Source organism: Stappia sp. WLB 29, assembly GCF_023507705.1.
Classification (GTDB): Bacteria; Pseudomonadota; Alphaproteobacteria; order Rhizobiales; family Stappiaceae; genus Stappia.
In genome coordinates this window covers 1-25,782 of sequence record NZ_JALBGD010000007.1, presented here as the reverse complement: position 1 = coordinate 25,782, position 25,782 = coordinate 1, and the positions used below count along the sequence as shown (strand labels likewise).

Annotated in this window: 19 protein-coding genes and 1 tRNA gene; 14 read left to right on the top strand and 6 right to left on the bottom strand. The window is 67.7% G+C overall.

The genetic code is table 11. From position 1 onward, the window contains the following. Positions 1 to 107: 107 nt before the first annotated feature. From MNI96_RS14060 to MNI96_RS14050, 3 genes are all read right to left on the bottom strand, one after another. Entirely contained in the window at positions 108 to 1,160 is a 1,053-nt protein-coding gene (locus tag MNI96_RS14060) for a Fe(3+) ABC transporter substrate-binding protein (RefSeq protein ID WP_249694167.1), read from the bottom strand. Between the two features lie 222 nt (positions 1,161 to 1,382). Next, the gene (locus MNI96_RS14055) at positions 1,383 to 2,345 is read right to left on the bottom strand and encodes a threonine dehydratase (RefSeq protein ID WP_249694165.1); all 963 of its coding nucleotides are present in this window, start codon (positions 2,343 to 2,345) and stop codon (positions 1,383 to 1,385) included. Between the two features lie 29 nt (positions 2,346 to 2,374). Beyond that, positions 2,375 to 6,586 carry a sensor histidine kinase gene (locus tag MNI96_RS14050; protein WP_249694164.1) on the bottom strand — a complete coding sequence of 1,404 codons (4,212 nt, stop codon included), beginning with the start codon at positions 6,584 to 6,586 and terminating at the stop codon, positions 2,375 to 2,377. A 434-nt stretch (positions 6,587 to 7,020) separates the two neighbouring features. Here MNI96_RS14050 and MNI96_RS14045 point away from each other — a divergent pair, with 434 nt between their 5' ends. From MNI96_RS14045 to MNI96_RS14010, 8 genes are all read left to right on the top strand, one after another. Beyond that, positions 7,021 to 7,407, top strand: a complete 387-nt coding sequence (locus MNI96_RS14045; RefSeq protein WP_228187052.1) for a phasin — start codon at positions 7,021 to 7,023, stop codon at positions 7,405 to 7,407. Positions 7,408 to 7,689: 282 nt separating this feature from the next. Further along, complete coding sequence (locus tag MNI96_RS14040; RefSeq protein ID WP_249694162.1) at positions 7,690 to 8,205, top strand: phasin; 516 nt, start codon at positions 7,690 to 7,692, stop codon at positions 8,203 to 8,205. A 181-nt stretch (positions 8,206 to 8,386) separates the two neighbouring features. Continuing rightward, positions 8,387 to 8,463: transfer RNA gene (locus MNI96_RS14035), tRNA-His, on the top strand. A 187-nt stretch (positions 8,464 to 8,650) separates the two neighbouring features. Beyond that, on the top strand, positions 8,651 to 9,058 hold the full coding sequence (locus tag MNI96_RS14030; protein ID WP_249694160.1) for a hypothetical protein: 408 nt from the start codon (positions 8,651 to 8,653) through the stop codon (positions 9,056 to 9,058). A 172-nt stretch (positions 9,059 to 9,230) separates the two neighbouring features. After that, positions 9,231 to 9,653 carry a helix-turn-helix domain-containing protein gene (locus MNI96_RS14025; protein WP_249694158.1) on the top strand — a complete coding sequence of 141 codons (423 nt, stop codon included), beginning with the start codon at positions 9,231 to 9,233 and terminating at the stop codon, positions 9,651 to 9,653. 252 nt (positions 9,654 to 9,905) lie between these two features. Next, positions 9,906 to 10,436, top strand: coding sequence for a GcrA family cell cycle regulator (locus tag MNI96_RS14020; protein ID WP_249694156.1), 531 nt, complete (start codon positions 9,906 to 9,908; stop codon positions 10,434 to 10,436). 301 nt (positions 10,437 to 10,737) lie between these two features. Then, entirely contained in the window at positions 10,738 to 11,118 is a 381-nt protein-coding gene (locus tag MNI96_RS14015; protein ID WP_249694154.1) for a hypothetical protein, read from the top strand. A 123-nt stretch (positions 11,119 to 11,241) separates the two neighbouring features. Further along, positions 11,242 to 12,915: a thiamine pyrophosphate-binding protein gene (locus tag MNI96_RS14010; RefSeq protein WP_249694152.1), complete on the top strand. Its 1,674-nt coding sequence runs from the start codon at positions 11,242 to 11,244 to the stop codon at positions 12,913 to 12,915. A gap of 16 nt (positions 12,916 to 12,931) precedes the next feature. Here the strand turns inward: MNI96_RS14010 and MNI96_RS14005 are convergent, their stop codons facing one another. Then, positions 12,932 to 15,658: a bifunctional acetate--CoA ligase family protein/GNAT family N-acetyltransferase gene (locus tag MNI96_RS14005; protein ID WP_249694150.1), complete on the bottom strand. Its 2,727-nt coding sequence runs from the start codon at positions 15,656 to 15,658 to the stop codon at positions 12,932 to 12,934. A 198-nt stretch (positions 15,659 to 15,856) separates the two neighbouring features. Further along, positions 15,857 to 16,687, bottom strand: coding sequence for a universal stress protein (locus MNI96_RS14000; RefSeq protein WP_249694148.1), 831 nt, complete (start codon positions 16,685 to 16,687; stop codon positions 15,857 to 15,859). Positions 16,688 to 17,005: 318 nt separating this feature from the next. Between MNI96_RS14000 and MNI96_RS13995 the strand changes: the two genes are divergently transcribed. Further along, a complete protein-coding gene (locus tag MNI96_RS13995; RefSeq protein ID WP_249694147.1) occupies positions 17,006 to 17,494 on the top strand; it encodes a fasciclin domain-containing protein in 489 nt (162 codons plus the stop codon). Between the two features lie 77 nt (positions 17,495 to 17,571). On the opposite strand, the gene MNI96_RS13990 is transcribed toward MNI96_RS13995, so the two are convergent. Then, positions 17,572 to 18,726, bottom strand: a complete 1,155-nt coding sequence (locus MNI96_RS13990; protein WP_249694145.1) for an acyl-CoA dehydrogenase family protein — start codon at positions 18,724 to 18,726, stop codon at positions 17,572 to 17,574. Positions 18,727 to 18,935: 209 nt separating this feature from the next. Between MNI96_RS13990 and MNI96_RS13985 the strand changes: the two genes are divergently transcribed. From MNI96_RS13985 to MNI96_RS13965, 5 genes are all read left to right on the top strand, one after another. Beyond that, positions 18,936 to 20,738 (top strand): sensor histidine kinase, encoded by a 1,803-nt coding sequence (locus MNI96_RS13985; protein ID WP_249694142.1) that lies wholly within the window; start codon positions 18,936 to 18,938, stop codon positions 20,736 to 20,738. A 34-nt stretch (positions 20,739 to 20,772) separates the two neighbouring features. Further along, positions 20,773 to 22,182 (top strand): sigma-54-dependent transcriptional regulator, encoded by a 1,410-nt coding sequence (locus MNI96_RS13980; RefSeq protein WP_249694140.1) that lies wholly within the window; start codon positions 20,773 to 20,775, stop codon positions 22,180 to 22,182. Positions 22,183 to 22,469: 287 nt separating this feature from the next. Then, positions 22,470 to 23,480, top strand: coding sequence for a TRAP transporter substrate-binding protein DctP (dctP, locus tag MNI96_RS13975; protein ID WP_249694138.1), 1,011 nt, complete (start codon positions 22,470 to 22,472; stop codon positions 23,478 to 23,480). Positions 23,481 to 23,670: 190 nt separating this feature from the next. Continuing rightward, a complete protein-coding gene (locus MNI96_RS13970) occupies positions 23,671 to 24,315 on the top strand; it encodes a TRAP transporter small permease subunit (RefSeq protein ID WP_249694136.1) in 645 nt (214 codons plus the stop codon). Continuing rightward, positions 24,312 to 25,679 (top strand): TRAP transporter large permease, encoded by a 1,368-nt coding sequence (locus MNI96_RS13965; protein WP_249694134.1) that lies wholly within the window; start codon positions 24,312 to 24,314, stop codon positions 25,677 to 25,679. Before MNI96_RS13970 ends, MNI96_RS13965 begins: the two co-directional genes overlap by 4 nt. Positions 25,680 to 25,782 lie beyond the last annotated feature (103 nt).

The following is a 25,782-nucleotide window of genomic DNA, read 5'->3' as shown; positions in this document are numbered from 1 at the left end:
GGCTGGTCTGAAGGCCGTTTCCGGCGGTATCCGGCAACGGCGAACGGCGCCCCGTTCGCAAGAACAGGGCGCCGCGGAGTTTCAGTCTTCGCTTGCGAGGACGGGCCTCAGCTCTGCGGGCCGTCGTTGAAGCCGACCTTGTCGACCAGCTCGCTGGCGGTCTTGCGGTTCTTGGCGATCTCGTCGAGCGACAGGGTGTCGGCCTTGAAGTCGCCCCACGAGGCGACCATCTCGGAAATCTCGACGCCCGGCTTCACCGGATACTCGTTGTTGGCCTCGGCATAGATGTGCTGGGCCTGGTCCGAGGAGAGGAACTCGATCAGCTTGACGGCGGCTTCCGGGTTCGGAGCGTTCTTGGCCATTACGACGCCCGAGATGTTGACATGGGTGCCGCGGTCGTCGCTGTTCGGGAACAGGATCTTGACCGAGTTGGCCCAGTCCTTCTGCTCCGGCTCCTTCTCGTTGGTCAGCATCGCGCCCATGTAATAGGTGTTGCCGAGCGAGATGTCGCACTCGCCGGCGAAGATCGCCTGCACCTGGCCGCGGTCGTTTCCGGTCGGCTTGCGGGCAAGGTTGTCACGCACACCGGCGAGCCACTTCTCGGCTTCCTCGGCGCCTTTGTGGGCGACGACGGAGGCGAACAGGGCGACGTTGTAGACGTGCTGGCCCGAGCGGGTGCAGATCTTGCCCTTCCACTTCGGGTCGGCCAGCTCCTCATAGGTAATGCTGTCCTGCGCCACGCGCTCCTTCGAGGCGTAGACGATGCGCGCGCGGGTGGTCAGGCCGATCCAGTGGCCCTCCGGATCGCGGAACTCGACCGGCACGTTGGCGTTGACGACCTCGGACGACACCGGCTGGGTGATGCCGAGCTCCTTGGCGCCGTCGAGACGGCCGATGTCGACCGTCAGCAGCACGTCGGCCGGCGAATTCGCGCCCTCGGCCTGGATGCGCTCGGCGAGGCCGTCGGAGGCGAAGATGACGTTGGTCTTGATCCCGGTTTCCTTGGTGAAGGCCTCGAGCAGCGGCTCGATCAGGAACGGCTGGCGATAGGAGTAGATGTTGACCTCGCCCTCGGCAGCGGCCGGCGCAGCGATCGCGGCGGATGCGAGAAGCGCGGCCGACAGGAGGCCGGTGCGCAGAGCGGAAACCTTGTGGAACATGGAATTCTCCCAGCGATCAGGGGACAAGGCCCTGATGTCGGTTGCGTTGGCCCGTTGGGCTGCCGTTGCGGCAACTTTCTATCGAGCGCCCGCATCCTATAAACAGGAGTTCTGGTGTCAAGAATAATCGCTTGAAAAATCAATAGTTTAGAATTATTCTAAGTTAAGCTGAGTGCGTTGGCCAACTTTTCTCCCTCTCAGCAGAAAGTCGGGCCGGATATTTTACGGCGCCGGGGTGCCGCCCGATAGGATCTCGGCCATCCACGCGGTGTCGATGTTCTGCCCGCTCAGCACGATGCCGGCGACCTCGCCGCGCCTTTGGTCCTGCAGCAATGCGGCAAGGGCGGCCGCGCCCGAACCTTCCGCAACGGAGTGCGTGGTGCGGTAGAGCAGGCGCACGGCCTCGGCGATCGCCTCGTCGCCGACGCGCAGGATGTCGTCGACGCCGGCGCGGATGACCGCCAGCGCGGTCTCGTCCGGCCCGCGTACCGCCATGCCGTCGGCGAAGGTGACGGCGCTCGCCGTCTCGACCCGTTGGCCGCTCTCCAGCGACAGCGCATAGGCATCGGCCTTGTCGGAGACGACGCCGACGATGCGCGTGCGCCGGCCCAGCAGGTTGCGTGCCGAAATCATGCCGCAGATGCCGGAGCCGAGGCCGATCGGCACATAGACGACGTCGAGATCGTCGGCCGCCCGGAAGAACTCCATCGCGTAGGTGGCGACGCCGCGCACCAGGTCGGGATGGAAGCTCGGCACCATCAGCAGGCCGCGCTCGTCCGCCAGCGCCATCGCATGCTGCTTGGCCTCGTCGAAGTCGCTGCCTGCCTCCACCAGCTCCGCCCCGAAGGCGCGCATCGCGGCATTCTTCTCGGCCGAATTGCCGTGCGGCACGACGATGGTGCAGGCCAGCCCGTTGCGGGCCGAGGCGAAGGCAAGGCTCTGCCCGTGATTGCCGCGGGTGGCGGAGATGATGCCGGTGCCGGCGGGGGAGTTGCGGGCGATGCAGCTTGCGATCACCAACCCGCCGCGCACCTTGAAGGCGCCCGTCGGCGTGTGGTTCTCGTGCTTGACCCAGACCTTCCGTCCCACCGCGTCCGCCAGCAGCGGCCAGGCATATTGCGGGGTCGGGCGCATCGACCGGTAGACGGTCTCGGCGGCATCCTCGATGGCGGCAAGCGTGAGCATGGCGAATCCGGAAACTATCGGCGTGCCGGCTACTCGGCCAGCACGCGCTGCGGCGGGAAGGTGACTTCCACCAGGGTGCCGTGGTTGACTTCCGAGTCGATGCGGAAGCTCGCCCGGTTCGCCTCCACCAGCGCCTTGGTCAGCGGCAGGCCGAGCCCGGTGCCGCCGCCGTGGCGGGCGGTGTGCAGCTGGCGGAACGGCTCCATCGCCGCGGCGAGGTCCTGGTGGCTCATACCCATGCCCGTGTCGCGCACCCGCAGGATCACTTCGCCCGTATCCTCCAGCGCCGTCGAGACGATCACCTGGCCTCCCGGCTGGTTGAACTTGATGGCGTTGGACAGAAGGTTCAGCACGATCTGGCGCACCGACCGGCCGTCGGCGACGATCTTCGGCACCGAGGTCGGCAGGCTGGCGCGGATGATCACCCGCTCCCGGTTGGCCTGCGGCTGCATCAGGGCGACGCATTCGCGGATGATGTCGTTGGCCGACACCGCCTCGAAGGTCAGGTCCAGCTTGCCCGCCTCGATCTTCGACAGGTCGAGCAGGTCGTTGATCAGGCTCATGATATGCGAGCCGGAATTGTGGATGTCGCGCAGGTAGCCCTTGTAGCGGTCGTTGCCGACCGGGCCGAAGCGCTCTTCCATCATCACTTCCGAAAAGCCGATGATCGCGTTGAGCGGCGTGCGGATCTCGTGGCTGATCTTGGCGAGGAAATCGGACTTCTGCGAGCTGGCGTTTTCCGCCTGGCGTTTCGCGTCGGTCAGTTCCTCCTCGGCCGTCTTCCACTGGGTGATGTCGCGCAGCACCGTGCAGAAGCGCGGCCCTTCCGAGCCGTGGCCGACCCGGCCGATGGTCATGAACAGCGGGATCAGTCCGCCGGAGCGTAACTGGCCGATCACCTCGCGCCCGTCGTTCAGCACGCTGGCGACGCCGTTGCGGGCGAGCCCGTCCAGATAGTCGTTGGCGTCCCGGTGGCTTTCCGGGGCCAGGAAGTCGGTCAGCGGCGCGCCGACCATCTCCTCGCGCGCGCCGTCGAACAGCGCCTCGGCCGAGCGGTTCACCTTCACGATGCGGCCGCCCTCGTCGAGGATCAGTACCCCGTCCGTCGCGGTTTCCAGCACCGCATCCATCTCGGCCAGGTGCTCCTCGGCCAGCGCCAGCGCCGACTGCGCCTCGTGCAGGCGGTCGAGCGCGGCTTCCTGCGCCGGGTCGTGCCGGTCGAGCAGCGACATCATCAGCGCCGTGCCCTCCTTCCACGGCACGGTGTGCAGGCGCGCCTTCACCGGCTTGGTGCCGCCGTCGGAAAGCCGGATGCGCATGGTCCGTTCGGTCATCGCGCCGGGCAGGGCGCTCGGCCAGTCCTCCGGCTCGGCGAAGACCGCGTCCAGCCCGCCGACGGATTTCAGCGTATCGAGATCGGCATAGCCGAGCAGGTCGAGCAGCGTCGCGTTGGCATAGTCGACATCCTCGCCGGCGATGATCGCGACGCCGACCGGCAGCTTGTCGAGCAGGCTGGTGCGGGCGGCACGCGGCGCAGCCGGCGCCTGCATCCGCGGGATGATGCCGAGGCTCGCAACGTTTGAGGCCTCGCGCCCGCCGACAGTGTCGGCAGTCTGCGGCGAGACGGGCTCCGCCGGTTCGGACCCTGCGGGTTGCGTGCCCGTTACCGCGTCCTTCGCAGGCGTGTCCGCCGCCGGAGCGATGGTGCGGGTCGGCGTGGCAGCGGCCCCATCGTCCAACTCGCTGCGCGCGCCGAGCGCCTCGGCGATCTTGCGGAAGGCTTCGCGCTCGGGCTTCGACAGGCGCGAGGTGTCGAGTTCTTCGTCGCGGCGCTGAACCGGCGCCTCCTGCACGGGCGTGCGGGTGTCGGGCGTGTGCACCGGCGCCTGCGGCTCGATCAGCGGCAGCAGGCCGGCTTGCGACGGTGCGGCGGGCTCTGCGTCGACCGCCTCGGGTTCCGTCCCGGCCTCGTCGTCCGCGCCAACGTCCCCGACCAGATCGTCCTCGTCCAGATCATCCGCGCCCGTATCGTCGTCCCCGGTCGGCGAAAGGCCGGCCTCGGTAAGGACCTTCGGCGGCGCATCGGCCTGGGCGGCGGGCACCTCCTGCGTGCTCGCCTCGATGCTGTCGCTTCCGGTGTCGCTCGCAGTGCCGCTTTCGGCCGGCGAGGCGGCTTCCTCTTCTTCTCTCTCTTCCGCGTCTGCCGCGTCGGCGGCAAAGATGTCGTCGATCTCCCGCGCACCCGGCAGATCCAGCAGGTCGGCGACGTCGGCGGTCAGTTCCCGCGGCGCCGGCTCGACGGCCTGGTCTTCCGGATCCGAGCCCAGCATGGCGGCAAGCGCCGGCGTGTCGTCTGCGCCCGTGCCCAGGGCCTCGCCGGCTTCGGCAACCTCTGTGCCGGTCTCTGCATCCGTGCCCGGCGCTGCCTCCGGTGCGGGTGTACCGGCATCGTCGCCAGGGTCCTGTTCGGCCGCGCTGTCCTCAGGCTCTGCGGCCGCGTCCTCGCGCAGCACCAGCGCAAGGCCGGTCGCCGCCGCATCCTCGGACGCCTCGCCGGTCCGGCACACGCCGAACCCTCGGAAGCCCTCGAACACCCGCTGGCGGTCGAAGGCCGGCAGCGCGGCCATGTCGACAGGCACGCGCAGGGCCGCGCCGCTGACCGGCCAGTCGACGGTGCGCCCGCTCCAGGTGTCGCGCCGGCGCAGGGCCGCCGCAACGCGGCCGTCCCGGTCGAGATCGAACCGTTCGGCCACCTCTTCCCAGCTGAGGCCGACCACATCGGCCGCCTGCGGGCCGAGCGCCTCGGCAAACTCGGGCGAAATGAAGGTGAAGCGCCGCTCGACATCCATTTTCCAGGCAAAGCGGACGGGCCGCTCGCGCGCCTCGAAGGCAAAGCCCGATGCACCGGCGACGGGCGTCTCATCGGAGAGCACTTCGTCGGTAGCCTCGTCCGCGTCCTCGCCGAAGGTGCCGGCCTCGGCTTCCGCCTCGACACTCGCCGCGTCCTCCGCAACCGTCTCCTGGGCGGGCGAGGGCAGGGCGTCCACATCCGTCCCGGTCGCCTCCTGGGTAGTGGTCTCGGCAAGGATCTCTTCCGGCGCCGCGTCGGTGGTCGCGACCGCTTGCGCTGCTGCGACCAGCGTCTCGGTCGTCTCGAGGCCCCCGGCTTCTTCTTCGCCGGTTTCCTCGTCGCCGGTTCCGCCAGCGGGCGCCTCGTCCTCGGACGCCAGAATCTCTGCGGTCTCCCGCATCTCGGGCGCCATCACGGCCGGCAGGTCGGCTTCATGGAGGTCGTCGGCGATGTCGTCATGCGCAAGCAGGGCCTTGGTGCTCGCCCCGGTGTCCTGTGGTGCGGCATCCGCGCGTGAGATCGGCGCAGCCGGTTCTGCCGCCTCGGTCGTCGGGCCTGCCGAAAGAAACCGCGTGCCGCTGGCAAAGGCATAGAGGCCGCCCATGCTGAGGCGGCTGCGCGGAGGGATTGCGGGCGCCGGCGCCTCGGCATCTGCCGCAGGGCTTGTCGGCGCCGCAATGTCCGCCGGCTCTGCGGCTTCGCCCAGATCGGGCGCGATCGCCGGGGCAGCGTCCTCGGCGAGCGGGCGCCCGCTCGCCTCCGCCACCATCAGCACCGAGCCGCTGTCCAGCGTCAGCACCGCCGCCTCGTGCAGCTGTTCGCCGAAGGCGAACGCACGGCGCAGCGGCGCGTGCTTGGCCTGGCGCAGGGCCGCCCGCACGCTGTCGCTGTCGGGCAGGTCGAGGTCGCTGACGCTGGTCCGCAGACTTCCGTCCCGCTGGTAGAGTACGGCGACACGGTCCTCGCCGGCCAGGAAGTCGACAAGCGCGGTCTCCTCGCCGTCGCCCGGATTGGCCGGGGCGTCCAGCGCGACGATGAGCGCGCCGCTGGACCCGTTCGGCAGGTCGAGCCGCCGGCAGGTGCAGGTCAGCAGCATCACCCGGAGGCCGCGATAGAAGCGCAGGCGGTCGATCGTGTCGCGCTCTGTCGACCCGCTGGCGGCCACCCGCGCGATGTGCGGGCGCGCCGGGGCGCGGCCGAGGCCGGAGAGTTCGGACAGGGCCGCAAGGGTGCCGACGCCGAAAAAGGCCGCGCCTGCCGGGTTCGCCCACAGCAGCGTCTTGCCGTCCTCGGCCCAGATCCAGGCCGGGCGCGCATCCGTCAGATGGCTGCTGGCGGCCGCCAGGCCGCTCAACGCCATGAAGGTGCTCAACTGGCTGTTCATGGGCATGCTCACTCCGCCATTGCAGCCTTCCCGGCTTCTCGACCGCCGCATCCGAGCCTCCGGGTCGGGGAGGCACCGGCAAGGTCCTGTTTCTTCGGGCCTTTGTCGACAGGTACTCGAGACTACGCCGAGCTTTCGAAATCCGACGCGGTAAACAAACAGTAAATATCGTTTCGCATCCGAGTCGTCCACGTCAGCCACTGTAAATGGCCGGTTTCTCTTGAACTGTGGTTAATCCGGATGTGGGGCGCCGATATGACTTTGAAAGGCCTTGCTCGCGTCCGGGACTCCCATTCGGCCGATTTCCTCCAGGTCGGATTTCCTCTAAGATCGCATGCGTTGCAGGCATTGCGGGTTTCGCGTGCCGGCAGCGGGCCGGGCCCCGTCGGGCCTTTGGGGTCGGATCAGCGTCAATCAGATCAGTGCGAAGGAGAGGCATCGTGACGAAAAGCGGCAAGACAGGCTTTGAAATCCCCGAGCAGATGCGCGACTTCGCCGACCAGAGCGTCGATCAGGCCCGCAAGGCCTTCGACGAATACATGTCGGCGACCCGCAAGGCGGTGGGCAGTGCGGAAGAAACCGCCCAGACCGTCAAGGCCAGCGCCAACGACATGGGCCGCACCGCGCTCGAATATACCGAGGAGCACGTCTCCGCGGCCTTCGATCTCGCCCAGAAGATGGTCCGTGCCAAGGATCCGCAGGAGATGATGCAGCTGCAAAGCGAATATCTGAAGAAGCAGATGGAAGCGCTCGGCGAGCAGGTGCGCGAACTCGGCGACAAGGCCGCCCGCACCGCACAGGACGTCGCGCGCAAGACCCGCGACTGAGGCATCGGCCGGCGCCCGGCTTCGCTTTCGGTCCGGGCGCCGCTTTCTCCCGCCTTCAGATCTTGAAAGTCAGGTTGTCGCTCGCGGCGCAGAGGGCGCGCGAATGCATGGCTGCTGCGCGGCCCGTGCATTGTGCGATGCAATAGTTATGTTGCAATGCACAATAATCCTTGCTATATAGAAACCTGTAGATGGCGACCAGCGCATCTGGCGTTCAGGTCGCAGGCTTTCCCCGCAAGGCAGGCCCGCCCCAGGGCGAGCGAACTGCCAAAGGAGCATACCATGACCGAGACCAAGACCGCTGCTGCGGCGCCGAAGGCGCCGCGTGCCAAGACCGCCAAGGCCGCCGAAGCGACCGTTTCCGCTTTCCCGAACTTCGAGGCTTTCACCATGCCGAAGATGGAAATTCCTGCCGTGACCCGCGAGATGGCCGAGAAGAGCATCGAGCAGGCCCGTGAGGCCTATGCCAAGCTCAAGACCGCTGCCGAGGACGCGACCGACCTTCTCGAGGACGGTTTCGAGACCACCCGCCGCGGCGTGCTGGACTTCAACCACAAGGCTGTCGACGCGGCCCGCACCAACACCGATGCCACGTTCCAGTTCGTCAAGGACCTGTTCGAGGTCAAGACCCTGGCCGAGGCGATCGAGCTGCAGACCTCCTTCGCCCGCGCCCAGTTCGATGCGTTCGGCGCCCAGGCCAAGGACATGCAGGAGCTGTCCACCAAGCTGGCCGGCGAGATGAACGAGACGTTCAAGGGTGCCGTCGAGAAGGCGTCCAAGGACTTCAAGGCGGCCTGATCCGCCTCCGGTCTTCGACCGGAACAGACATAGAGCCCGGGCCGCAAGGTCCGGGCTCTTTGCGTCGTGGCAGGGCTATTGCCCGGCGCGATGCCGGCCTGTGGACGAACGGGCGGAAAGGCGGTTTGCGCCTCTTGCAATCACCGTCATTTCAAACTAGGTTCCGCCACCGAATTGACGTGCAGACGTAGCTCAGTTGGTTAGAGCGTCGGATTGTGGCTCCGAAGGTCGTTGGTTCAACTCCAACCGTCTGTACCATTCGCCTCTCCCCCTCATCTCATTCCTGCATCCCTTGCCAGTGACGGGCCGGCCCTGCCGCCGCCGCGCATCATGATGGCGCGCTCCCCCGCGCCTGTCTGACTTTCCTTGCCTCCCTCCTGTATCTTGAGGCACCTTGTCACGGGGAGCCGCCGGAACAATCAGGCACGCAGGCGGATTGGGGGAAATGGCAGAGGACACCGGACAGACCGGTCGTGCCGGCGATGCGACCGCGTATCGGATGCGTCGGCTGCTCGAGACCTACTACGACCTGACGCTGCAGATCAGCGAGCGTCTCGGCGTGCACGACATGTCCGATGTCCTGATGCTGGTGCTCGTTGCGATCGCCGACCTGCGCGGTGCGCCGATGGATGCCGAACTCCTCGCCGAGAAACTCGAATCCTCGCGCTCGACCATCGAGCGTCGCCTCAAGCCCTATTTGGACAGCGGCCGCATCGCCAAGGAACGGCGAGGCAAGTCAGTAGTTTACCTATGGTCGGCCGAGGCCGGTGAGCGCAACGGAGCGCCGCCGGACATGAGCGTCGACATGGTCAGAGCCGTCATGACGATGGTTTTCGACATTGCCAACGATTGAACCGGCGCAAGGCCTTTGTGGTTAAAATTTGTGGAAAATCTGACGAATTGCACAAATTACCCAGGGGATTGGTCGCTGCGGTCGCGCCTTGCCTCTTGAACTGCCGGGAATCGCCGCTGCAAACGGGCCAGTTTCGTCAAAATGACGAATGAGCAACACAGGGAGGACCCTCATGTCGCGTCAGGATGATGAACTCCCGACTCAGGCGCACCGGATCCTCCGTCTTTACGAGATGTTTTTCAGCCTCATGTTCCGGTTCATGGAGGAATATGAAGTAAAAGACCTTGGAAATCTGATGATAATTACCACGATATCCATCGCAAATGCGAACCGTATCGAAGCGGATATTGAAACTATCTCTGAGGAAACGGACATTCCATACTCGACAGTACGTAGAAAGATCGACAAAATGTGTGCCGACGGCATCCTGAAAATGCGAAAAGAAAACCAGAAGCTTGTTTTTTCTATCTCTGATCAGATGGACTTTGCCCACCCTGGCCAGCACAAAGAGGAAATAAGCAGAAAATTCCAGAAAGATGTAATAGATATTGTTGTTAAGTCGATTAATTCAATAATACTTGAGAATAAAAAGTAAAATTCAGAATGGAAATCTCATTCAATTGACGCGTTAAGGTATTGTTAACTATACAATACGCATACTCGTTGACAGGTTCATCGAGTAGCAGGGCCGCGGGGCGGGAACGCTCGGAAAGCTCGTCGCGGCGATGGGAGTCGCTACCGGAAAATCAAGATGTTGGCAGCTGTCGGCACCCGAAAGGGGCTCCGGCGGGACAGGAAACCTGCGTGTCCGCACCAGGTTGTTGAAGACAGGAAAGCGGGGCTGAACATGGCTTGGACTCAGGAACGCGAAGATCTGCTCAGGAAGCTTTGGCTGCAGGGCCTCAGCGCCAGCCAGATCGCCTATGTGATGGCAGGCATCACCCGCAATGCGGTGATCGGCAAGGCGCATCGCATGGGGTTGCCCAAGCGTTCGCCCGCCACCAGCCATCGTCCCAAGCCGCGGATCCAGCGCGGCAAGCCCTCGCTCGCCCTGGTCGGCGCCAAGCCGGCCCCGCGCGAAAGCATCATGGAGAAGCAGTTCCAGCGCGGCCTCGGCCTCGGCTTCGACGCCGCTCTCCAGGCGCAGCAGGGTGACCGCGTCACGCTGATGACGCTGACCAGCCGCACTTGCAAGTGGCCGATCGGCGATCCGGCGGATGCCGACTTCCACTTCTGCAGCCACGAGGCCGACAACGGCCGCTCCTATTGCGAGTTCCACCACAGCCTCGCCTATCAGGGCGTCCGCCGCCGTCGCCAGGCGGCCGAGCGCCGGGTCGCTCCGGTCGAGGCTCTGCCGCTGCGGGCCATCGCGGTCTGACAGCATCGGGTCAGGGTTCGACGCGGGGGCCTCCCCCCTCCCAGGCACTTCGCGTTTGACCCCGGGCGGGGCCGGCAACGGCCCCGCCCCTTTTGTCTCAGGGGATACAGGGCCGGCAACGGCCCCGCCCCTTTGTCTCTCCGGGTAGCGGCCCGAGCAGTTGTTCCTGTCTCCGACGGCCGGTGTGACCCTGCTCCCAGCTTGATTTCGCTCATTGTCGCAAGTCTCCATTCGGGCAAACTGGAGGCGAAACGGCAACACATGCCGGCACGAAATGCCGGCGCAACGGGAGCAAGCTCAGATGACCGCTCATTCCGGTTTGAAGAAGATCCGGCTCAATCTCGCCCGCACTCACGATTTTCCCAGCGGCTCGGCCCGTCACGGCTATGAGTTCGTCGCGCCTCTGGGTGAGGACGGCCATATCGACGCGGCGCAGTGGAAGGTGCATCGCGACGCCTGCCGCGTGCGCCGGTTCTGGGCGGACGAGGAAGAGGACATCGGCCACCTCCTGCATCGGCCGGGCGGCTCCTGGGCCTTCCGCTACGATATCGGCGGCGACGAGGACGACGAGGCGGGCTATCGTTTCGCCGCCCACGCCTTCGTGCCCGGCGAATACGTCTCCATCCGCGACGAGGACGGCGACCTGCACACCTTCCAGGTGGTGACCGTCCAGGACGTGTGAGCCTTCCCTCCGGAGGAAGACTCATTCCGTTTCGGAATGAGGTGCCGACACTCGTGCCTTTGCGCGCAGGGCTACCGGCAGGTATACCGGCAGGCAGCGACACACGGATTGGGATGGAACCACATGCACGGGAACGAGGCGCGCCGGATCTCCGGTACGGGCGGATTTTTGCTGGTCAAGGCGCTGGAGCAGCTCGGCGCGGGTCGCGTCTTCTGCGTGCCGGGCGAGAGCTATCTGCCGGTGCTCGACGCGCTGCATGACGCCTCCATCCCCGTCACTGTCTGCCGCCAGGAAGGCGGTGCGGCGATGATGGCCGAGGCCTGGGGCAAACTGACCGGCCGGCCCGGCATCTGCATGGTCACCCGTGGCCCCGGCGCCACCAATGCCGCTGCCGGCCTGCATGTCGCCCAGCAGGATTCGACGCCGATGATCCTCTTCGTCGGCCAGATCGAGACCGGCATGCGCGGCCGCGACGCCTTCCAGGAGGTTGACTACCGCCAGATGTTCGGCGGCATCGCCAAGTGGGTGGCCGAGATCGAGGACCCGGCCCGCATCCCCGAGATGCTGTCGCGCGCCTATCATGTGGCCACGTCCGGGCGGCCCGGCCCGGTGGTTCTCGCCCTCCCGGAGGACACGCTCGCCCGCACCGCCGAGGTGATGGAACTGCCGCCCTTCCGTCCGGTCGAGACGCATCCTTCGCTCGCCCAGATGGCGGAGCTGCAAAAGCGCCTGTGGGCGGCCCGCCGGCCGCTCGCCATTCTCGGCGGCAGCCGCTGGAACGATGCCGCGCGTGCGGCCTTCGCCCGCTTTGCCGAGCGCTTCCGCCTGCCGGTCGCCTGCTCCTTCCGCCGGCAGATGCTGTTCGACAACCTGCATCCCAACTATGCCGGGGATGTCGGTATCGGCATCAACCCGGCGCTGGCCGAGCGGGTGAGGGAGGCGGACCTGCTGCTGCTCGTCGGCGGGCGCATGTCGGAAATGCCGAGCCAGTCCTACGAGCTGCTCGACATTCCCTCGCCGCGCCAGGCGCTGGTGCATGTGCATGCGGGCGCCGAGGAACTCGGCCGCGTCTATCTTCCTGATCTCGCGATCCATGCGACCCCGATCGGTTTCTGCGCCGCGCTGGAGGGCCTGCAGCCGCCGAACGAGATCGCCTGGTCGGGCCGGGCCGACGAGGCGCACAAGGACTATCTCGCCTGGTCGGGTGCGCGGCCCAAGGTGCCGGGCGCCCTGCAGATGGCGCAGGTGATGGACTGGCTGGAAGAGAACCTGCCGGAAGACGCGGTGCTGACCAATGGCGCCGGCAACTACGCCACCTGGGTGCATCGCTTCCACCGCTTCCGCCGCAACAACACGCAGCTCGCCCCGACCAGCGGCTCGATGGGCTACGGCCTTCCGGCCGCCGTCGCCGCCGGCCTGCATTCGCCCGGCCGCCGCGTCGTTTGCTTTGCCGGCGACGGCTGCCTGCAGATGACCATGCAGGAGTTCGGCACGGCGGTGCAGGATGGGTCGGCGATCATCGTCGTCGTGGTCGACAACGGCATGTACGGCACCATCCGCATGCATCAGGAGCGCGAGTTCCCGGGCCGCGTCTCGGCGACCACCCTGGTCAATCCGGACTTCGCGGCGCTGGCCCGCGCCTATGGCGCCCATGCGGAAACGGTGCTGACGGCGGACGAGTTCGGTCCGGCCTTCGAGCGGGCTGCCGCATCCGGCGGGCCGGCCCTGCTGCATCTCAAGCTCGACCCGGAGGCGATCACCCCGGTGCGCAGCTTGAGCCAGATCCGCGCCGGCTGACCCGTCGAGGCCCGCCTCAGGCGGGATCCCGGCTTCCCTCGCTGGCCGAGGCGACCGGCAGCGTCACCTTGGCGATGGCGTCGTCGTCGACGGACGATTTCACGGTGAAACCGAGCGCGGTGCACATCGCCAGCATGGTGGTGTTTTCCTTCAGCACCTCGCCGGTGATCGTCTCGATGCCGTCCGAGCGCGCATAGTCGATGATCAGCTGCATCAAGGCCCAGCCGAGGCCGCGCCCCTTCAGGTCCGACTGGACGATGATGGCGTATTCGCCGGTCCGGTGGTCCGGGTCGGCATGCAGGCGCACGACGCCGAGGATCTCGTCCGTGCCCGGCGTCAGCGCGGCAAAGGCCATGGCGCGCGAATAGTCGAGCTGCACCAGCCGCTGCATGAAGGCGTGGTTGAACTCCTTGACCGGCGCGAAGAAGCGCAGCCGCAGGTCGTGCGGCGACACTTTCTCGAAGAAGCGGCGATAGCGCTCCTCGTCCTCCGGCCGCACCGGACGGATGTCGACGGTGCTGCCGTCCTTGAGCTGCAGCTGCTTTTCCCACTCCTTCGGATAGGGGGCGATGGCGAGCCGCGAGGTCGGGTGGCGGCCGCGATGCACTTCCGGCTCGCGCAGGGCGATCCGCGCGTCCAGCGCGGTGACGCCGCGGGCATCGGCGACCAGGGGGTTGAGATCGAGCTCGCGCACCTCCGGCAGGTCGACGGCGATCTGCGCGACCTTGACCAGGGTGAGGGCGATGGCGTCGAGATCGGCGGCCGGGCGGTTGCGGAAGCCGGCGAGCAGCCGGCTCACCCGCGTCTGGCGGATCAAGGCCTGGGCAAGGTTGAGGTCGAGCGGCGGCAGGGCCAGCGCCACGTCGCCCATCACCTCGACGCCCGTGCCGCCATGGCCGAACAGCAGCACCGGCCCGAAGCCCGGATCGTCGGCAAGGCCGATGAAGATCTCCGTGCCGCTGGCCGAGCGCACCATCGGCTGCAGCAGAATGCCGGTGATTTCGGCTGTCGGATGCGCCGTGCCGATCCGCTCCAGCAGCGTCGCGGCGGCGATCCGCACCGCCTCCGGCGAGGCGAGGTCGAGCACCACGCCGCCCACGTCCGACTTGAACGGCAGCTGCGGCGAGACCAGTTTCAGCGCCAGCCGCTCGGCCTGCATCAACAGATCGCGCGCCAGGATTTCGGCCTCCTGCGGCGTGGCGGCAAGGCGGCCGGGCGCCTGCTTGATGCCGTAGCAGGCGAGCAGTTCGGAGATCTCGCCGGGGTGCAGCCATGTGCGCCCCTCGTCGAGGGCCTGGCGCACCAGCCGCCGCGCGCTCTCGCTGTCGGTGGTGAAGCCGGCCGGCAGGCTGGGCGGGGCCGCCATCAGCATCTCGCGTGCCTCGGCATAGCGCACCAGATGCATGAACGAGCGCACCGCCTCCGAGGCGCTGCCGTGGCAGGGAATGCGCGCGGCATCGAGCGGCTGGCGCGGCAGCGGCGGGCCGGCCGTCAGCGCCACCAGCAGCGGCTTGCGCCGGCCGTAGCCCGATTGCGTCTCGCCATGCGCCCTGGCCAGCTCGCCGGCGATGCCTTCCAGATCCACGAAGGCGGAGGGGGCGGCCACCGCCAGCACCGCATCGACATTGGGGTCCTTCAGCAGCGCCTTGGCGACCTCGCCGTAGCGCGCCGGCGGCGAGGTCTCGTGCAGGGTCAGCGGATTGGCCCGGCTCTGCCCTTGCCGGCGAAGCGGCGCGAGCTGCGCGGCCGTGGCGTTGTCGAGGTCGGCCAACTGCCCGCCCTGCCGCTCCAGCTGGTCGGCGGCCAGCGTCGCCAGGCTGCCGCCGGTCGCCAGGATGGCAAGGCGGCGTCCGGCCACCGGCTTCACCCGGCTCACCGTTTCCACTGCCTCGAACATCTCGTCGATATCGCCGACGCGCAGCACGCCGGCGCGCGCCAGCGCCGCATCGTAGACCGCGTCCTGCACGGCGATCCGGCCCGCATGGGTGACGCGCTCGCCGATCCGCTCGCGGCTGGCGCCGGAGCGCAGCACGACGACAGGCTTGGAGCGGGCGGCGACGCGGGCGGCCGACAGGAACTTGCGCGGATTGGCGATGGTTTCCAGATGCACCAGGATCGCCCGGGTGCGGTAGTCGAGCGCGAACCAGTCGAGCAGGTCCGACACGTCGACATCCGTGCGCTGGCCGAGCGAGGCAACGGCGGAAAAGCCGATGCCGTTGGCCTTGGCCCAGGACAGCGTCGCGTTCACCACCGTGCCCGAGCGGGCGATGAAGGCAAGGTCGCCCTTGCCGGCCTCGCATACGCCCAGATGCGCGGCAAGCCCGGTCGCAGGAGCGGCGATGCCGAGGCTTCCGGGGCCGAGCAGGCGCAGCGTGTGGGGGCGGGCGGCCTGCAGCGTCGCGGCGACGGTGGCCTCGTCCCAGCGGTCGTAGCCGGGCGACAGGGCGGCGACGGCGCGCGTGCCGGCGGCTCCGAGGGCCGCGACCGCGGCCGGTGCGTCCTCCGGGCTTCCCAGATAGAGCGCAAGGTCCGGGGCGAAGGGGATCTCGGCGATGGTGCCGACAGCGCGCATGCGCCCGCCGACCGGGTTCGGCGGACAGGCGACCGCGGCCATATCGCCGGCAAAGCCGCCGCCGGCAAGGCGCGACAGCAGCAGCTCGAGCACCTCGTCGCCGAAGCGGTCGGGGCCGACCACGGCCAGCGAGGTCGGGCGGAACAGCGCTTCGAGGTTGCGGATTGTCATCGGCAATCACCCGGGTTGGCCGGCGGCGCGGCCGGTCCTGCCGGAGAGTGTGGCGCGAAAGACGGGGAAATCAAAGGCCGAGGCCGTGTGAAGGCGCCGCCACTTCCCCCGATGTGGCGGCGCCTCGCTTCCGGGCGTCAGGCTTAGGGCCGCGCCCGAAAGCAACTCGTGGCCGGCAGACGTTCTCTGCCCGGCCGGTCAGTGCGCCATCAGCACCGGCACGGTCATCGAGGCGAGGATCTCGCGCGTTGCGCCGCCGAACAGAAACTCGCGCATGCGCGAATGGCCGTAGCCGCCCATCGCGATCATGTCGACGTCGTGGTCGGAGACGTAGTTGAGGATCGCATCGGCAACGCCGGAGCCGGGCCGCGGCACCACGTCGACGGTGACCGACAGGCCGTGCCGGGCGAGATAGGTGGCGATGTCGGAGCCGGGCTCGCCGTCCGTGAAGCGGCGTCCGGTCTCCACGATCATCACGGTGACCTTCTTGGCCATATGCAGCATCGGCATCGCCGCATGCACCGCGCGGCTGGCCGTGGGGCTGCCGTCCCAGGCCACCATGACGTTCTTCATCTTCAGGCTGCCGCCGATATAGGGCACCACCAGCACCGGCACGCCGGCCTCGAACAGCACCGTCTCGATCAGCAATTCGCGCATGGGCTCCGGCGCGTCCGGGTTCTCCTGGCCGATGACGACCAGGTCGGTCAGCCGGCAATGGGCCAGCACCGCCTCGGCGGAGCCGCCGGTGATGACCTCGGCGGTGCGCAGTTCGGCTGCGACGCCGGCCTTGCGGGCCATTTCGCTGAAGGTCTCGCCGGCGCTCTGCGCGGCCTTCAGCGCCTGGTTGCGGGCGATCTCGATATAGTCCGCCGGCATCGGTCCGGCGATGAAGCCGGGAACGACCGGTTCGAAAGCGACCGTCAGTCCGGTCGCATGCGCACCGGTGCGGGTTGCCAGGTCGAGCGCCACCTGCGCCGCGTGCTGTTTGCCGGCCAGGTCGACCAGCGTGAGGATGTCCTTGATAGCCATGGATCGTGTCCCTCCATCTCACACCGTGCCGTTGCAGCCGGAAAGGCTGCCGCGGGGGGTGTGCCGAAACTAGGACGTCCGATCCGCCCGATCCTTGACCGGGATCAATCTTCGGGCGCGGAACGGACATGCGCGCGTGTCCCGTAAAGGGCGCGCGGTTACGCATCGTTGCACAGGATGGATCAGATTTAAATCCTCGACGATTTTATCCTCTCAGTATTTCATCCGATATTGCTCGCCTGCGTAAGAACAATCGGACCCTGCGGCATGTGATGTGTCGCAGTATCCCGGAAAATGACAAGCGAAACGGAGGCAATCATGCGCAAGTACTTTATGGGTGCGGCTCTCGCGACGGCCCTGGCCGCCGCCGGCACCGCGAATGCGGCAAATATCGTCGAGACGGCCCAGCAGGCCGGCACGTTCAACACGCTGATTGCGGCCGCACAGGCGGCCGGTCTCGTCGAAGCCCTGTCCGCCCCCGGCCCGATCACGGTCTTCGCGCCGACCGACGAGGCCTTCGCCGCGCTTCCCGCGGGCACGGTCGACAACCTCCTGAAGCCGGAGAACAAGGGCCAGCTCGCCGCGATCCTGAGCTACCACGTGGTCGGCCAGGAGATCACCTCCGACCAGATCCCGGCCGCCACGACCGAGGTCGAGACGCTGAAGGGCGAGGGCGACCGCACGATCACCGTGGTGAAGTCCGACAGCGGCGTCACCGTCGACGGGGCCAATGTGGTCACCGCCGACATCAAGGCCGACAACGGCGTCATCCATGTCATCGACAAGGTGATCCTGCCGTCCGACTGACCTTGCTGCACATGGTGCATGGAAAGGCCGGCGCTTCTCGCCGGCCTTTTCGTTCGGCGGTTGACCGCCCGCCGGCCTTACTGGTCGCGCAGTGCCTCGCGGGCGATGATCAGCCGCTGGATCTCCGAGGTGCCCTCGTAGATCGTGGTGATGCGGGCATCGCGCGCCAGCCGCTCCAGCGGGTATTCGCGGATATAGCCCGCCCCGCCATGCAGCTGCAGCGCCGCATAGGTGGCGCGCTGGGCCGCTTCCGAGGCGAAGAGCTTGGCCATCGAGGCTTCCCGGGCGAAGGACTTGCCCGCGTCCTTCAGCGCGGCGGCCTGCAGGATCAGCAGCCGCGCCGCTTCCAGCTCCGTTTCCCGGTCGGCGATCATCCACTGCACGCCCTGCATGTCGGAGATCGCCTTGCCGAACTGCCGGCGCTCCTTCACATAGGCCTTGGCCCGCTCCATCGCTGCGCGGGCGATGCCCAGCGACAGGGCGGCGATGCCGATGCGCCCGCCCGCCAGCTCGCCGACCGCGATGCGGAAGCCGTCGTTTTCGCGGCCGAGAAGGGCGCTTGCTGGCACCCGGCAATTCTCGAAATGCACCTCGTTGGTCGCCGATCCGGTCTGGCCCATCTTCTTCTCGGCCTTGCCGACGACGAGGCCCGGCGTGCCGGCCTCCACCAGGAAGCAGCTGATGCCCTTGCCCTTCGGCGCCTCCTTGTCGGTGACGGCCCACACCACGAAGACGCCGGCATATTCGGCCGAGGTGATGTAGAGCTTGGAGCCGTTCAGCACGTAGCCGTCGCCGTCGCGCTCGGCGCGCGTGCGCATCGAGGCCGGATCGGAGCCCGCGCCCGTCTCCGTCAGGCAGAAGGCGCCGGCGGCATAGGTGCCGTCGGTCAGCAGCGGCAGGTAGCGCGCGCGCTGGTCGTCGTTGCCCACGGCCTGGATGACTTCCGCCACCATGTTGGAGACCGAGACGGTGACGCCGGTGGAGGCGCAGGCCCTGCCGATCTCCTCGACTGCGATGGCGAAGGCGACGCTGCCCGCGCCGGTGCCGCCATGGTCGGGCGAGATGTTGAGGCCCATGAAGCCGTTTTCGGCAAGCAGCTTCAGATTGGCGAGAAAGGCCTCCCGGCCGCCGCCCTGGTCCAGTTCCTCGGCCAGAGGGGCGATCCTGTCCTCGGCGAGCTTTCGCGCCGTGTCCTGGATGAGATACTCTTCCTCGCTCAACGAAAACTGCATCGGCGTTCCTCCCAGAACAATGATGTCGCCAAAGGGTTGGATCAGGACCGCAAGAACCGGCCATGACAGGTGCAAAGACATACGGCCCGGCGGCCCCGCTGTCCACGCCCGGGGAAGGGGAGGGCAGCGCGCACAGGTTGCATGATCCCGTCGGGAGCAATCCGGTTCGGGGCCCGTGGCGGCTGCCGGCGCGCCTGCGGCGGCCGCTTTTGTTCCTGCCGCCGGTGCTCGTGCTGCTGCTTGCGGTTCTCGCCGCCGACTGGGCCGAGGTGCAATCGGGCCTGCGCAGCGATGCGGCGGCGCGCGAACGGCTGACCCTTTACCGCGAGACCATCCTGCGCGAGCTCGAGAAGCATCGCTATCTCCCCTATATCGTTGCCCGCGATCCGCGCGCCGTCGGTGTGCTGTCTGACCCGGCAGCAGCCCCCTCTGCCAACCGGTTCCTCAAGGATCTGGCGGCGACGACCGGCGCCGACGCGCTTTATGTGATGGATGCGGACGGGCTCACGGTCGCGGCCAGCAATTTCGACACGGCCGGCTCCTTCGTCGGCAACAACTATTCCTTCCGCCCCTATTTCCAGGAGGCGAAGGAGGGTGGGGAAGGGCGCTTCTTCGCCGTCGGCGCCACCACCGGCGAGCCCGGCTTCTTCTTCGCCCGCGCAACGCCCGCCGGGGCGCCGGTGCAGGGCGTGGTGGTGGTCAAGGTCGACATGGAGCGGCTGGAGAACAACTGGCGCGAGGCCGGCGAGACGGTGATGGTCACCGACGTGCACGGCGTCGTCTTTCTCGGCACCCGCGACGACTGGCGCTATTCCTCCATCGCCCCGCTGGACGACATGGTCGTCGCCGCGATCCGCTCCGATAGGCAATACGGCAATGCCCGGCTCGCCAGCCTGCAGCAGGGCGCCCTGGACCAGACCCGCCTTGTCATCGGCGGCACCGCCTGGCGGCAGTCGCGCCTGCGCGTCGGCATGCTGGACTGGACCATCCACTACCTCACTCCCATGAGCGAGGTGCGGGCGCCGCGCGGCCTCGTCTGGGCCGGCGCCGTCACCCTCATCCTGCTCTATGCCATCTGGCTGCTGGTGCTGCGCAGCCGCAGGCTCGGGCGCGTCACCGCGGGCCTGCGCCAGGACGCGGCGACGTTGCGCGATCTCAACCGCCGCCTCGTCGACGAGATCGAGGAGCGGCGCCGGGTCGAGCGGGAGCTGCGCGACACCCAGGCCGACCTTGCCCGCGCCGGGCGCCTTGCCGCCGTCGGCGAAATGTCCGCCGCCGTCGCCCACGAGCTCAACCAGCCGCTGGCCGCGCTCGGTATGTTCGTCTCCGGCGCCCGGCTCTACCAGCAGCGCGGCGAGGCCGCCGCGGTGACGGAAAATCTCGACGAGATCGACGCCCTGCGCCACCGCATGGCAACGCTGACCCAGGAGCTGAAGCGCTTCGCCCGCCCCGGCGAATCGCGCATCGAGACGGTGGACCTGCGCGACTGCCTGAAGACCAGCGCCAAGCTGGTGCGCCCGCGCATCGAGGAAAGCGGCGTCGCTCTGCAGCTGCACCTTCCCTCGCAGCCGATGACCGCGAACACCGCGCCGCTGCGCGTCGAGCAGGTGCTGGTCAACCTGCTGCGCAATGCCATCGACGCCTGCCAGGGGGTTGCGGCGCCCGTCGTCGAGGCCCGCGCGCGGATCGAGGAGGGGCGCGCCGTCATCGAGATCCTCGACAATGGCGAGGGCATTCCCGAGCCGCTGCGCGAGCGCATCTTCGAGCCCTTCTTCACCACCAAGCCGGCGACGACCGGCCTCGGCCTCGGGCTTGCGATCTCCGCGCGGATCGTGGAAGACCTCGGCGGCGCCCTGAAGACGCGGACGCGCCTCACGTCCGACGGTGCCTGCTTCATCCTGTCGCTGCCGCTGGCAGCGGAGCGGGACGGGCCGGTCAAGGGCGCGGCAGGGCCGGGCGGGGAGGAGGCGCGTGCGCCCTCGTACCTGCTCGACGAGGCCGGTGCGCAGTGAGGGCCGGGTGAGCGCGAGGCGGGAGCAGGACAGCATGACCATCGACAGCGATCGCCACGCCGCGGCGGACAAGCGCACGCCGGTGCTCGTTGTCGACGACGACCCGTCGATGCGCGCAGGCCTGCGCCAGTGGATGCGGCTCGCCGACTTCGATCCGGTCGAGGCGGTGGATGCGGAGACCGCGCTGTCGCGCCTTGGTCCGGACTTTCCCGGCTGCGTCATCTCCGACGTGCTGCTGCCCGGCGCCAGCGGGTTGGAGCTGCTGCGGCGGGTCAAGCAGATCGACCCGGACCTGCCGGTGATCCTGATGACCGGCCATGGCGACGTTCCGATGGCGGTGGAGGCGATGCGCCACGGCGCCGCCGACTTCATCGAAAAGCCCTTCGACCCGGACATGCTGGCGGCGATGGTCCGCCGCGCCACCGGCCACCGCCGGCTGGTGCTGGAAAATCGCGCGCTCAGCCGCCGGCTCAGCGACATGAGCGGGTTGTCCGCCCGCCTCATCGGCGAATCCGCCGCCATGGTCCGCCTGCGCGAGCAGATCGGCCATTTCGCCCGCACCGACGCTTCGGTGATGATCATCGGCGAGACCGGCACCGGCAAGGAAGTGGTGGCGCGGGCCCTGCACGACCTGTCGCCCCGCGCCGACGCACCCTTCGTCGCGCTCAACTGTGCGGCGCTTCCCGAGACCATGGTCGAGGCGGAGCTCTTCGGCCACGAGGCGGGCGCCTTCACCGGCGCCGACCGCAGCCGGGTAGGGCGGATCGAACAGGCCGACCGCGGCGTGCTGTTCCTCGACGAAGTCCCCTCCATGCCGCTCGCCCTGCAGCCCAAGCTCCTGCGCGTGCTGCAGGAGCGCGAGGTCGACCGCATCGGCGGCCGCTCGGCGGTGCCCGTCGACATCCGCATCATCAGCGCGGCCAATGTCGATCCGCGGCAGGCGGTGGCGGAGAACCTGATGCGACAGGACCTCGTCTACCGGCTCAACGCGGTGGAGATCCGCATCCCGCCCCTGCGCGAGCGCGGCGGCGACATCCGCCTGCTGTTCGACAGTTTCGTCAACCGCTTCACGGCCGAATACGGCATCGACGGCGTCGCCCTGTCGCCGGACGATGCCGGCTTCCTGGCGGCGCACGAGTGGCCGGGCAATGTCCGCGAATTGCGCAATGCCGCCGAGCGTTTCGTGCTCAACGCGCCGATGGGCGCGCCTTCGCTGCGCGATCTCGTCACCGGCGCGGCTCCGGGCGCGGAAGGGGCGCCGCGCGGACGCCTGCGCGACCTGATGGAGGACTACGAGCGGCGCGTCATCGTCGATGCGCTGCGCCGCCACGACGGGCGCATCGCCCCGGTGCTGGACGAACTCGATCTGCCCCGCCGCACCCTTAACGAGAAGATGGCGCGCCTCGGTCTCAGCCGCACCGGCGAGGGAGTAGGCGAAAGCTGATCGCCGAGATCGGCAAGATCTTGCCGATGGCCGGTAACCTTTCGGCAAGGTTTTGCCGGTCGGTGCCGTCCCTGTTGCAGTGCGGTGCGCTGCGCCCTGCCTTTTTCTCTCCCGGTTCCTGCCCTCTCGGGACGGTTGCGGCCGATCTGGCACGCCGCGTGCTAAGCTGATGCCAATCGCCTGTCAGGGAGGATGGGCGAGGATAGCGAGATGGCCGCGGCGCAAGGTCGGCGCCCGGCCCAAACTGGCATCTGGCCGGAAACCGGCCGGATCTTGGGAGGACTGACATGACCCTTTCCCGCAAGCTCGCCGTGCTCGGCACGACGACGATCCTCGGTCTCGGCTTCGCGACCGAGACGATGGCGCTCGAGTGGAACGTCTCCGTGTGGGGCAAGCGCCGCGCCTTCACCGAGCACATCGAGAAGCTCGCCGAGCTGGTCAGCGAGAAGACCAACGGCGAATTCACGCTCAACATCGCCTATGGCGAGGCCCTGTCCAAGTCGCGCGAGAATCTCGACGGCATCTCCATCGGCGCCTTCGAGATGGCGCAGATCTGCGCCGGCTACCACGAGGACAAGAACCCGACCCTGACGGTCATCGAGCTGCCGTTCCTCGGTGTGCCGGACCTGCCGACCCAGATCGAGCTGGAAAACACGATCTACAAGCACCCGGCGGTCGAAAAGGACCTGATGCGCTGGGACGCCAAGCTGCTGATGTCCTCGCCGATGCCGCAGTACAATTTCGTCGGCAAGGGCGAGGCGCCGACCAAGGTGTCGGACTTCGAGGGCATGCGCGTGCGCGCGCTGGGCGGCATCGGCCAGGCCATGACCACCATCGGCGCCGTGCCGACCACCGTCACCGCTTCGGAGACCTTCCAGGCCATCGATTCCGGCACGGTCCGCGCGGCGTCCTTCGCCCCGCACGCCCACCTGTCGTTCCGCACCATCGACGCCGGCACCTGGTGGACCAACAACCTGAACCCGGGCACCGTCAGCTGCCCGGTCGTGGTCAGCGCCGCCGCCTACGACGCCCTGCCGGACAATTTCCGCGAGGCGCTGGACAGCTCCGTCGAGGGCGCGATGGAGCATTATCTCGCCGAGTACGACAAGGTGTACCAGAAGTGGTACCCGACCCTGGAAGAGATGAAGATCGAGCAGGTCGAGTTCCCCAAGGAAGAGCTGCAGGCCTTCAAGGAGCGGGCCGGCAAGCCGATCTGGGACGCCTGGGTGCAGAAGATGAACGCGCAAGGCATCCCGGGCCAGGAACTGCTGGACCTCGCCCTGTCCAAGCTCGACTGACGCGGATAGAGCGGATGCGCGCCGGCTGTCTCGCTCGAGGCGGCCGGCGCCTCTCCCGTGTACCCTCGGGCCCTCGCCCCCATGTGGGGCCCGCCGCCCCTGATCGCCCCATGGACCCCATGAGCTGGCCCTGCGCCTGCGGTCGAAGGCTGAGCCCTTTCGGCTGCGGACCGGCCGGCCGGAGCTTGTCATGACATCGCCAACCGCCCACAGCGGCCCGCCCGGCACCTATATCCGCTTCGACGGATGGCTGCGCGTGGTCGAGAACGCCTTCAACATGATCGCCGCCGTCAGCATCCTCGCCCTGATGCTGCTCGCCGTCGTCCAGATCGTCGGCCGCAACGCCTTCAACTGGCCGGTGCCCGGCTTCATCGACATCACCGAGCAGGCGATGGCGGTTTTCGCCTTCATGGGCATCGCCTATTGCCAGCGCGTCGGCGGCCATATCCGCATGGAGCTGTTCCTCGGCAAGCTGAGCGGCCGGGCCATGTGGATCGCCGAGGTCATCGGCATCCTCGGCATCTGGATCGTCGTTGCCGCGCTGATCTACGGCTCCTGGTTCCATTTCGAGCGGTCCTGGACCATCGGCGACAGCTCCATCGACATCGGCCTGCCCACCTGGCCGTCGAAGCTGGTCATTCCCGTCGCCTTGTCCCTCTTGCTGCTGCGCCTGACGCTGCAGCTCTACGGCTACTGGCGCCTGGTGCGCGATCCGTCCGCCGAGCCGGTCGCCGTGCCGGTCCTGACCGACGTCGAATCCGTCGCCCGTCATGAAATCGAGGAAGCGCTCGGCGACGACGACGCCTCCGGCAAGGGGCAGGAGACGCCGCGATGACCCCGTTCGAAATCGGACTGATCATGACCGGCCTGCTGCTGGTCCTCGTCGTGCTGGGCATGCGTGTCGCCTTCGCTGCCGCCCTGGTCGGCACGCTCGGCCTCATCGCCATCTTCAGCATGCGCCTTGGCTTCGAGCGCGGCGTGGTGACGGCCCTCAAGATGGCCGGCACCATCCCGCATTCCAAGTCGGTGACCTATTCGCTGTCGGTGCTGCCGACCTTCATCCTCATCGGCTTCCTCGCCTTCTATGCCGGCTTCACCCGTCAGCTGTTCGAGGCGGCCAAGCGCTGGCTCGGCTGGCTGCCCGGCGGCATGGCGGTCGGCACGGTCTTCGCCACCGCCGGCTTTGCAGCCGTCTCCGGCGCCTCGGTCGCAACGGCCGCGGTCTTCGCCCGCGTCGCCATCCCGGAAATGCTGCAGGTCGGCTATTCCAAGCGCCTGTCGGCGGCGGTCGTTGCGGCCGGCGGCACGCTCGCCTCGCTGATCCCGCCCTCCGCGATCCTGGTGATCTACGCCATCCTCGTGGAACAGTCGGTCGCCAAGCTGCTGCTCGCCGGCTTCCTGCCGGGCATCTTCTCGGCCTTCGTCTACATCGCCATCATCATCGGCATGGCGATGTGGAAGGGCGACGCCCCGCCGGTGCGCGGCTTCACCTGGGGCCAGCGCCTCGCCTCCGTGCCGGGCACGCTGCCGATCATCGCCGTCGTGGTGATCATCTTCGGCTCGCTCTACTACGGCTATGCCACGCCGACGGAAGCCGGCGCGCTCGGCGCCTTCGTTGTGCTGGTCTCGGCCTTCGTCAACGGCATGCGCGGCAAGCAGCTCTGGCAGGCCCTGCACGAGACGGCGAAGTTGACGGTGATGATCTTCACGCTGATCTGGGGCGTGCTGGTCTATGTCCGCTTCCTCGGCTTTGCCGGCCTGCCCGACGCGTTCGAGCAGTTCATCGTCTCGCTGCACATGTCGCCCTGGCTGATCCTCATCTTGATCCTGTGCGTCTATGCGGTGCTCGGCATGTTCATGGATGCGATCGGCATGCTGATCCTCACCCTGCCGGTGGTCTATCCGGCGGTGATGGCGCTCAATGGCGGCGAGACCGTCTCCGCCGCCGACAGCGCCTTCGGCCTGTCGGGCGAAATGTGCGCGATCTGGTTCGGCATCCTGGTGGTGAAGATGGCGGAGCTCTGCCTGATCACCCCGCCCATCGGGCTCAACTGCTTCGTGGTGGCGGGCGTGCGCGACGACATTCCCGTCCAGGAAGTCTTCCGCGGTTGCGTGCCGTTCTTCGTCGCCGACATCCTGACCATCGGCGGGCTGGTGGCGTTCCCCGCCATCATCACCTTCCTGCCCTCGATCATGTGAGGGCGGGCATCGGTCCGAAGACAAGAAAGGGGCGTCCGCCGGGCGCCCCTTTTTTAACGCTCCAGCCTCTCTCCTCGTCATCAACTCATATCGTTGAGGTGGT

Bases quoted from the DNA above. Each gene is read 5' to 3' on its own strand.
- MNI96_RS13965 (WP_249694134.1), top strand. From the start codon at position 24,312: ATGACCCCGTTCGAAATCGGACTGATCATGACCGGCCTGCTGCTGGTC.
- MNI96_RS13980 (WP_249694140.1), top strand. From the start codon at position 20,773: ATGACCATCGACAGCGATCGCCACGCCGCGGCGGACAAGCGCACGCCG.
- MNI96_RS13995 (WP_249694147.1), top strand. From the start codon at position 17,006: ATGCGCAAGTACTTTATGGGTGCGGCTCTCGCGACGGCCCTGGCCGCC.
- MNI96_RS14020 (WP_249694156.1), top strand. From the start codon at position 9,906: ATGGCTTGGACTCAGGAACGCGAAGATCTGCTCAGGAAGCTTTGGCTG.
- MNI96_RS14025 (WP_249694158.1), top strand. From the start codon at position 9,231: ATGTCGCGTCAGGATGATGAACTCCCGACTCAGGCGCACCGGATCCTC.
- MNI96_RS14060 (WP_249694167.1), bottom strand. From the start codon at position 1,160: ATGTTCCACAAGGTTTCCGCTCTGCGCACCGGCCTCCTGTCGGCCGCG.
- MNI96_RS14030 (WP_249694160.1), top strand. From the start codon at position 8,651: ATGGCAGAGGACACCGGACAGACCGGTCGTGCCGGCGATGCGACCGCG.
- MNI96_RS14040 (WP_249694162.1), top strand. From the start codon at position 7,690: ATGACCGAGACCAAGACCGCTGCTGCGGCGCCGAAGGCGCCGCGTGCC.
- MNI96_RS14055 (WP_249694165.1), bottom strand. From the start codon at position 2,345: ATGCTCACGCTTGCCGCCATCGAGGATGCCGCCGAGACCGTCTACCGG.
- MNI96_RS14005 (WP_249694150.1), bottom strand. From the start codon at position 15,658: ATGACAATCCGCAACCTCGAAGCGCTGTTCCGCCCGACCTCGCTGGCC.
- MNI96_RS13970 (WP_249694136.1), top strand. From the start codon at position 23,671: ATGACATCGCCAACCGCCCACAGCGGCCCGCCCGGCACCTATATCCGC.
- MNI96_RS14010 (WP_249694152.1), top strand. From the start codon at position 11,242: ATGCACGGGAACGAGGCGCGCCGGATCTCCGGTACGGGCGGATTTTTG.
- MNI96_RS13990 (WP_249694145.1), bottom strand. From the start codon at position 18,726: ATGCAGTTTTCGTTGAGCGAGGAAGAGTATCTCATCCAGGACACGGCG.
- MNI96_RS14015 (WP_249694154.1), top strand. From the start codon at position 10,738: ATGACCGCTCATTCCGGTTTGAAGAAGATCCGGCTCAATCTCGCCCGC.
- MNI96_RS14000 (WP_249694148.1), bottom strand. From the start codon at position 16,687: ATGGCTATCAAGGACATCCTCACGCTGGTCGACCTGGCCGGCAAACAG.
- MNI96_RS14050 (WP_249694164.1), bottom strand. From the start codon at position 6,586: ATGCCCATGAACAGCCAGTTGAGCACCTTCATGGCGTTGAGCGGCCTG.
- dctP (WP_249694138.1), top strand. From the start codon at position 22,470: ATGACCCTTTCCCGCAAGCTCGCCGTGCTCGGCACGACGACGATCCTC.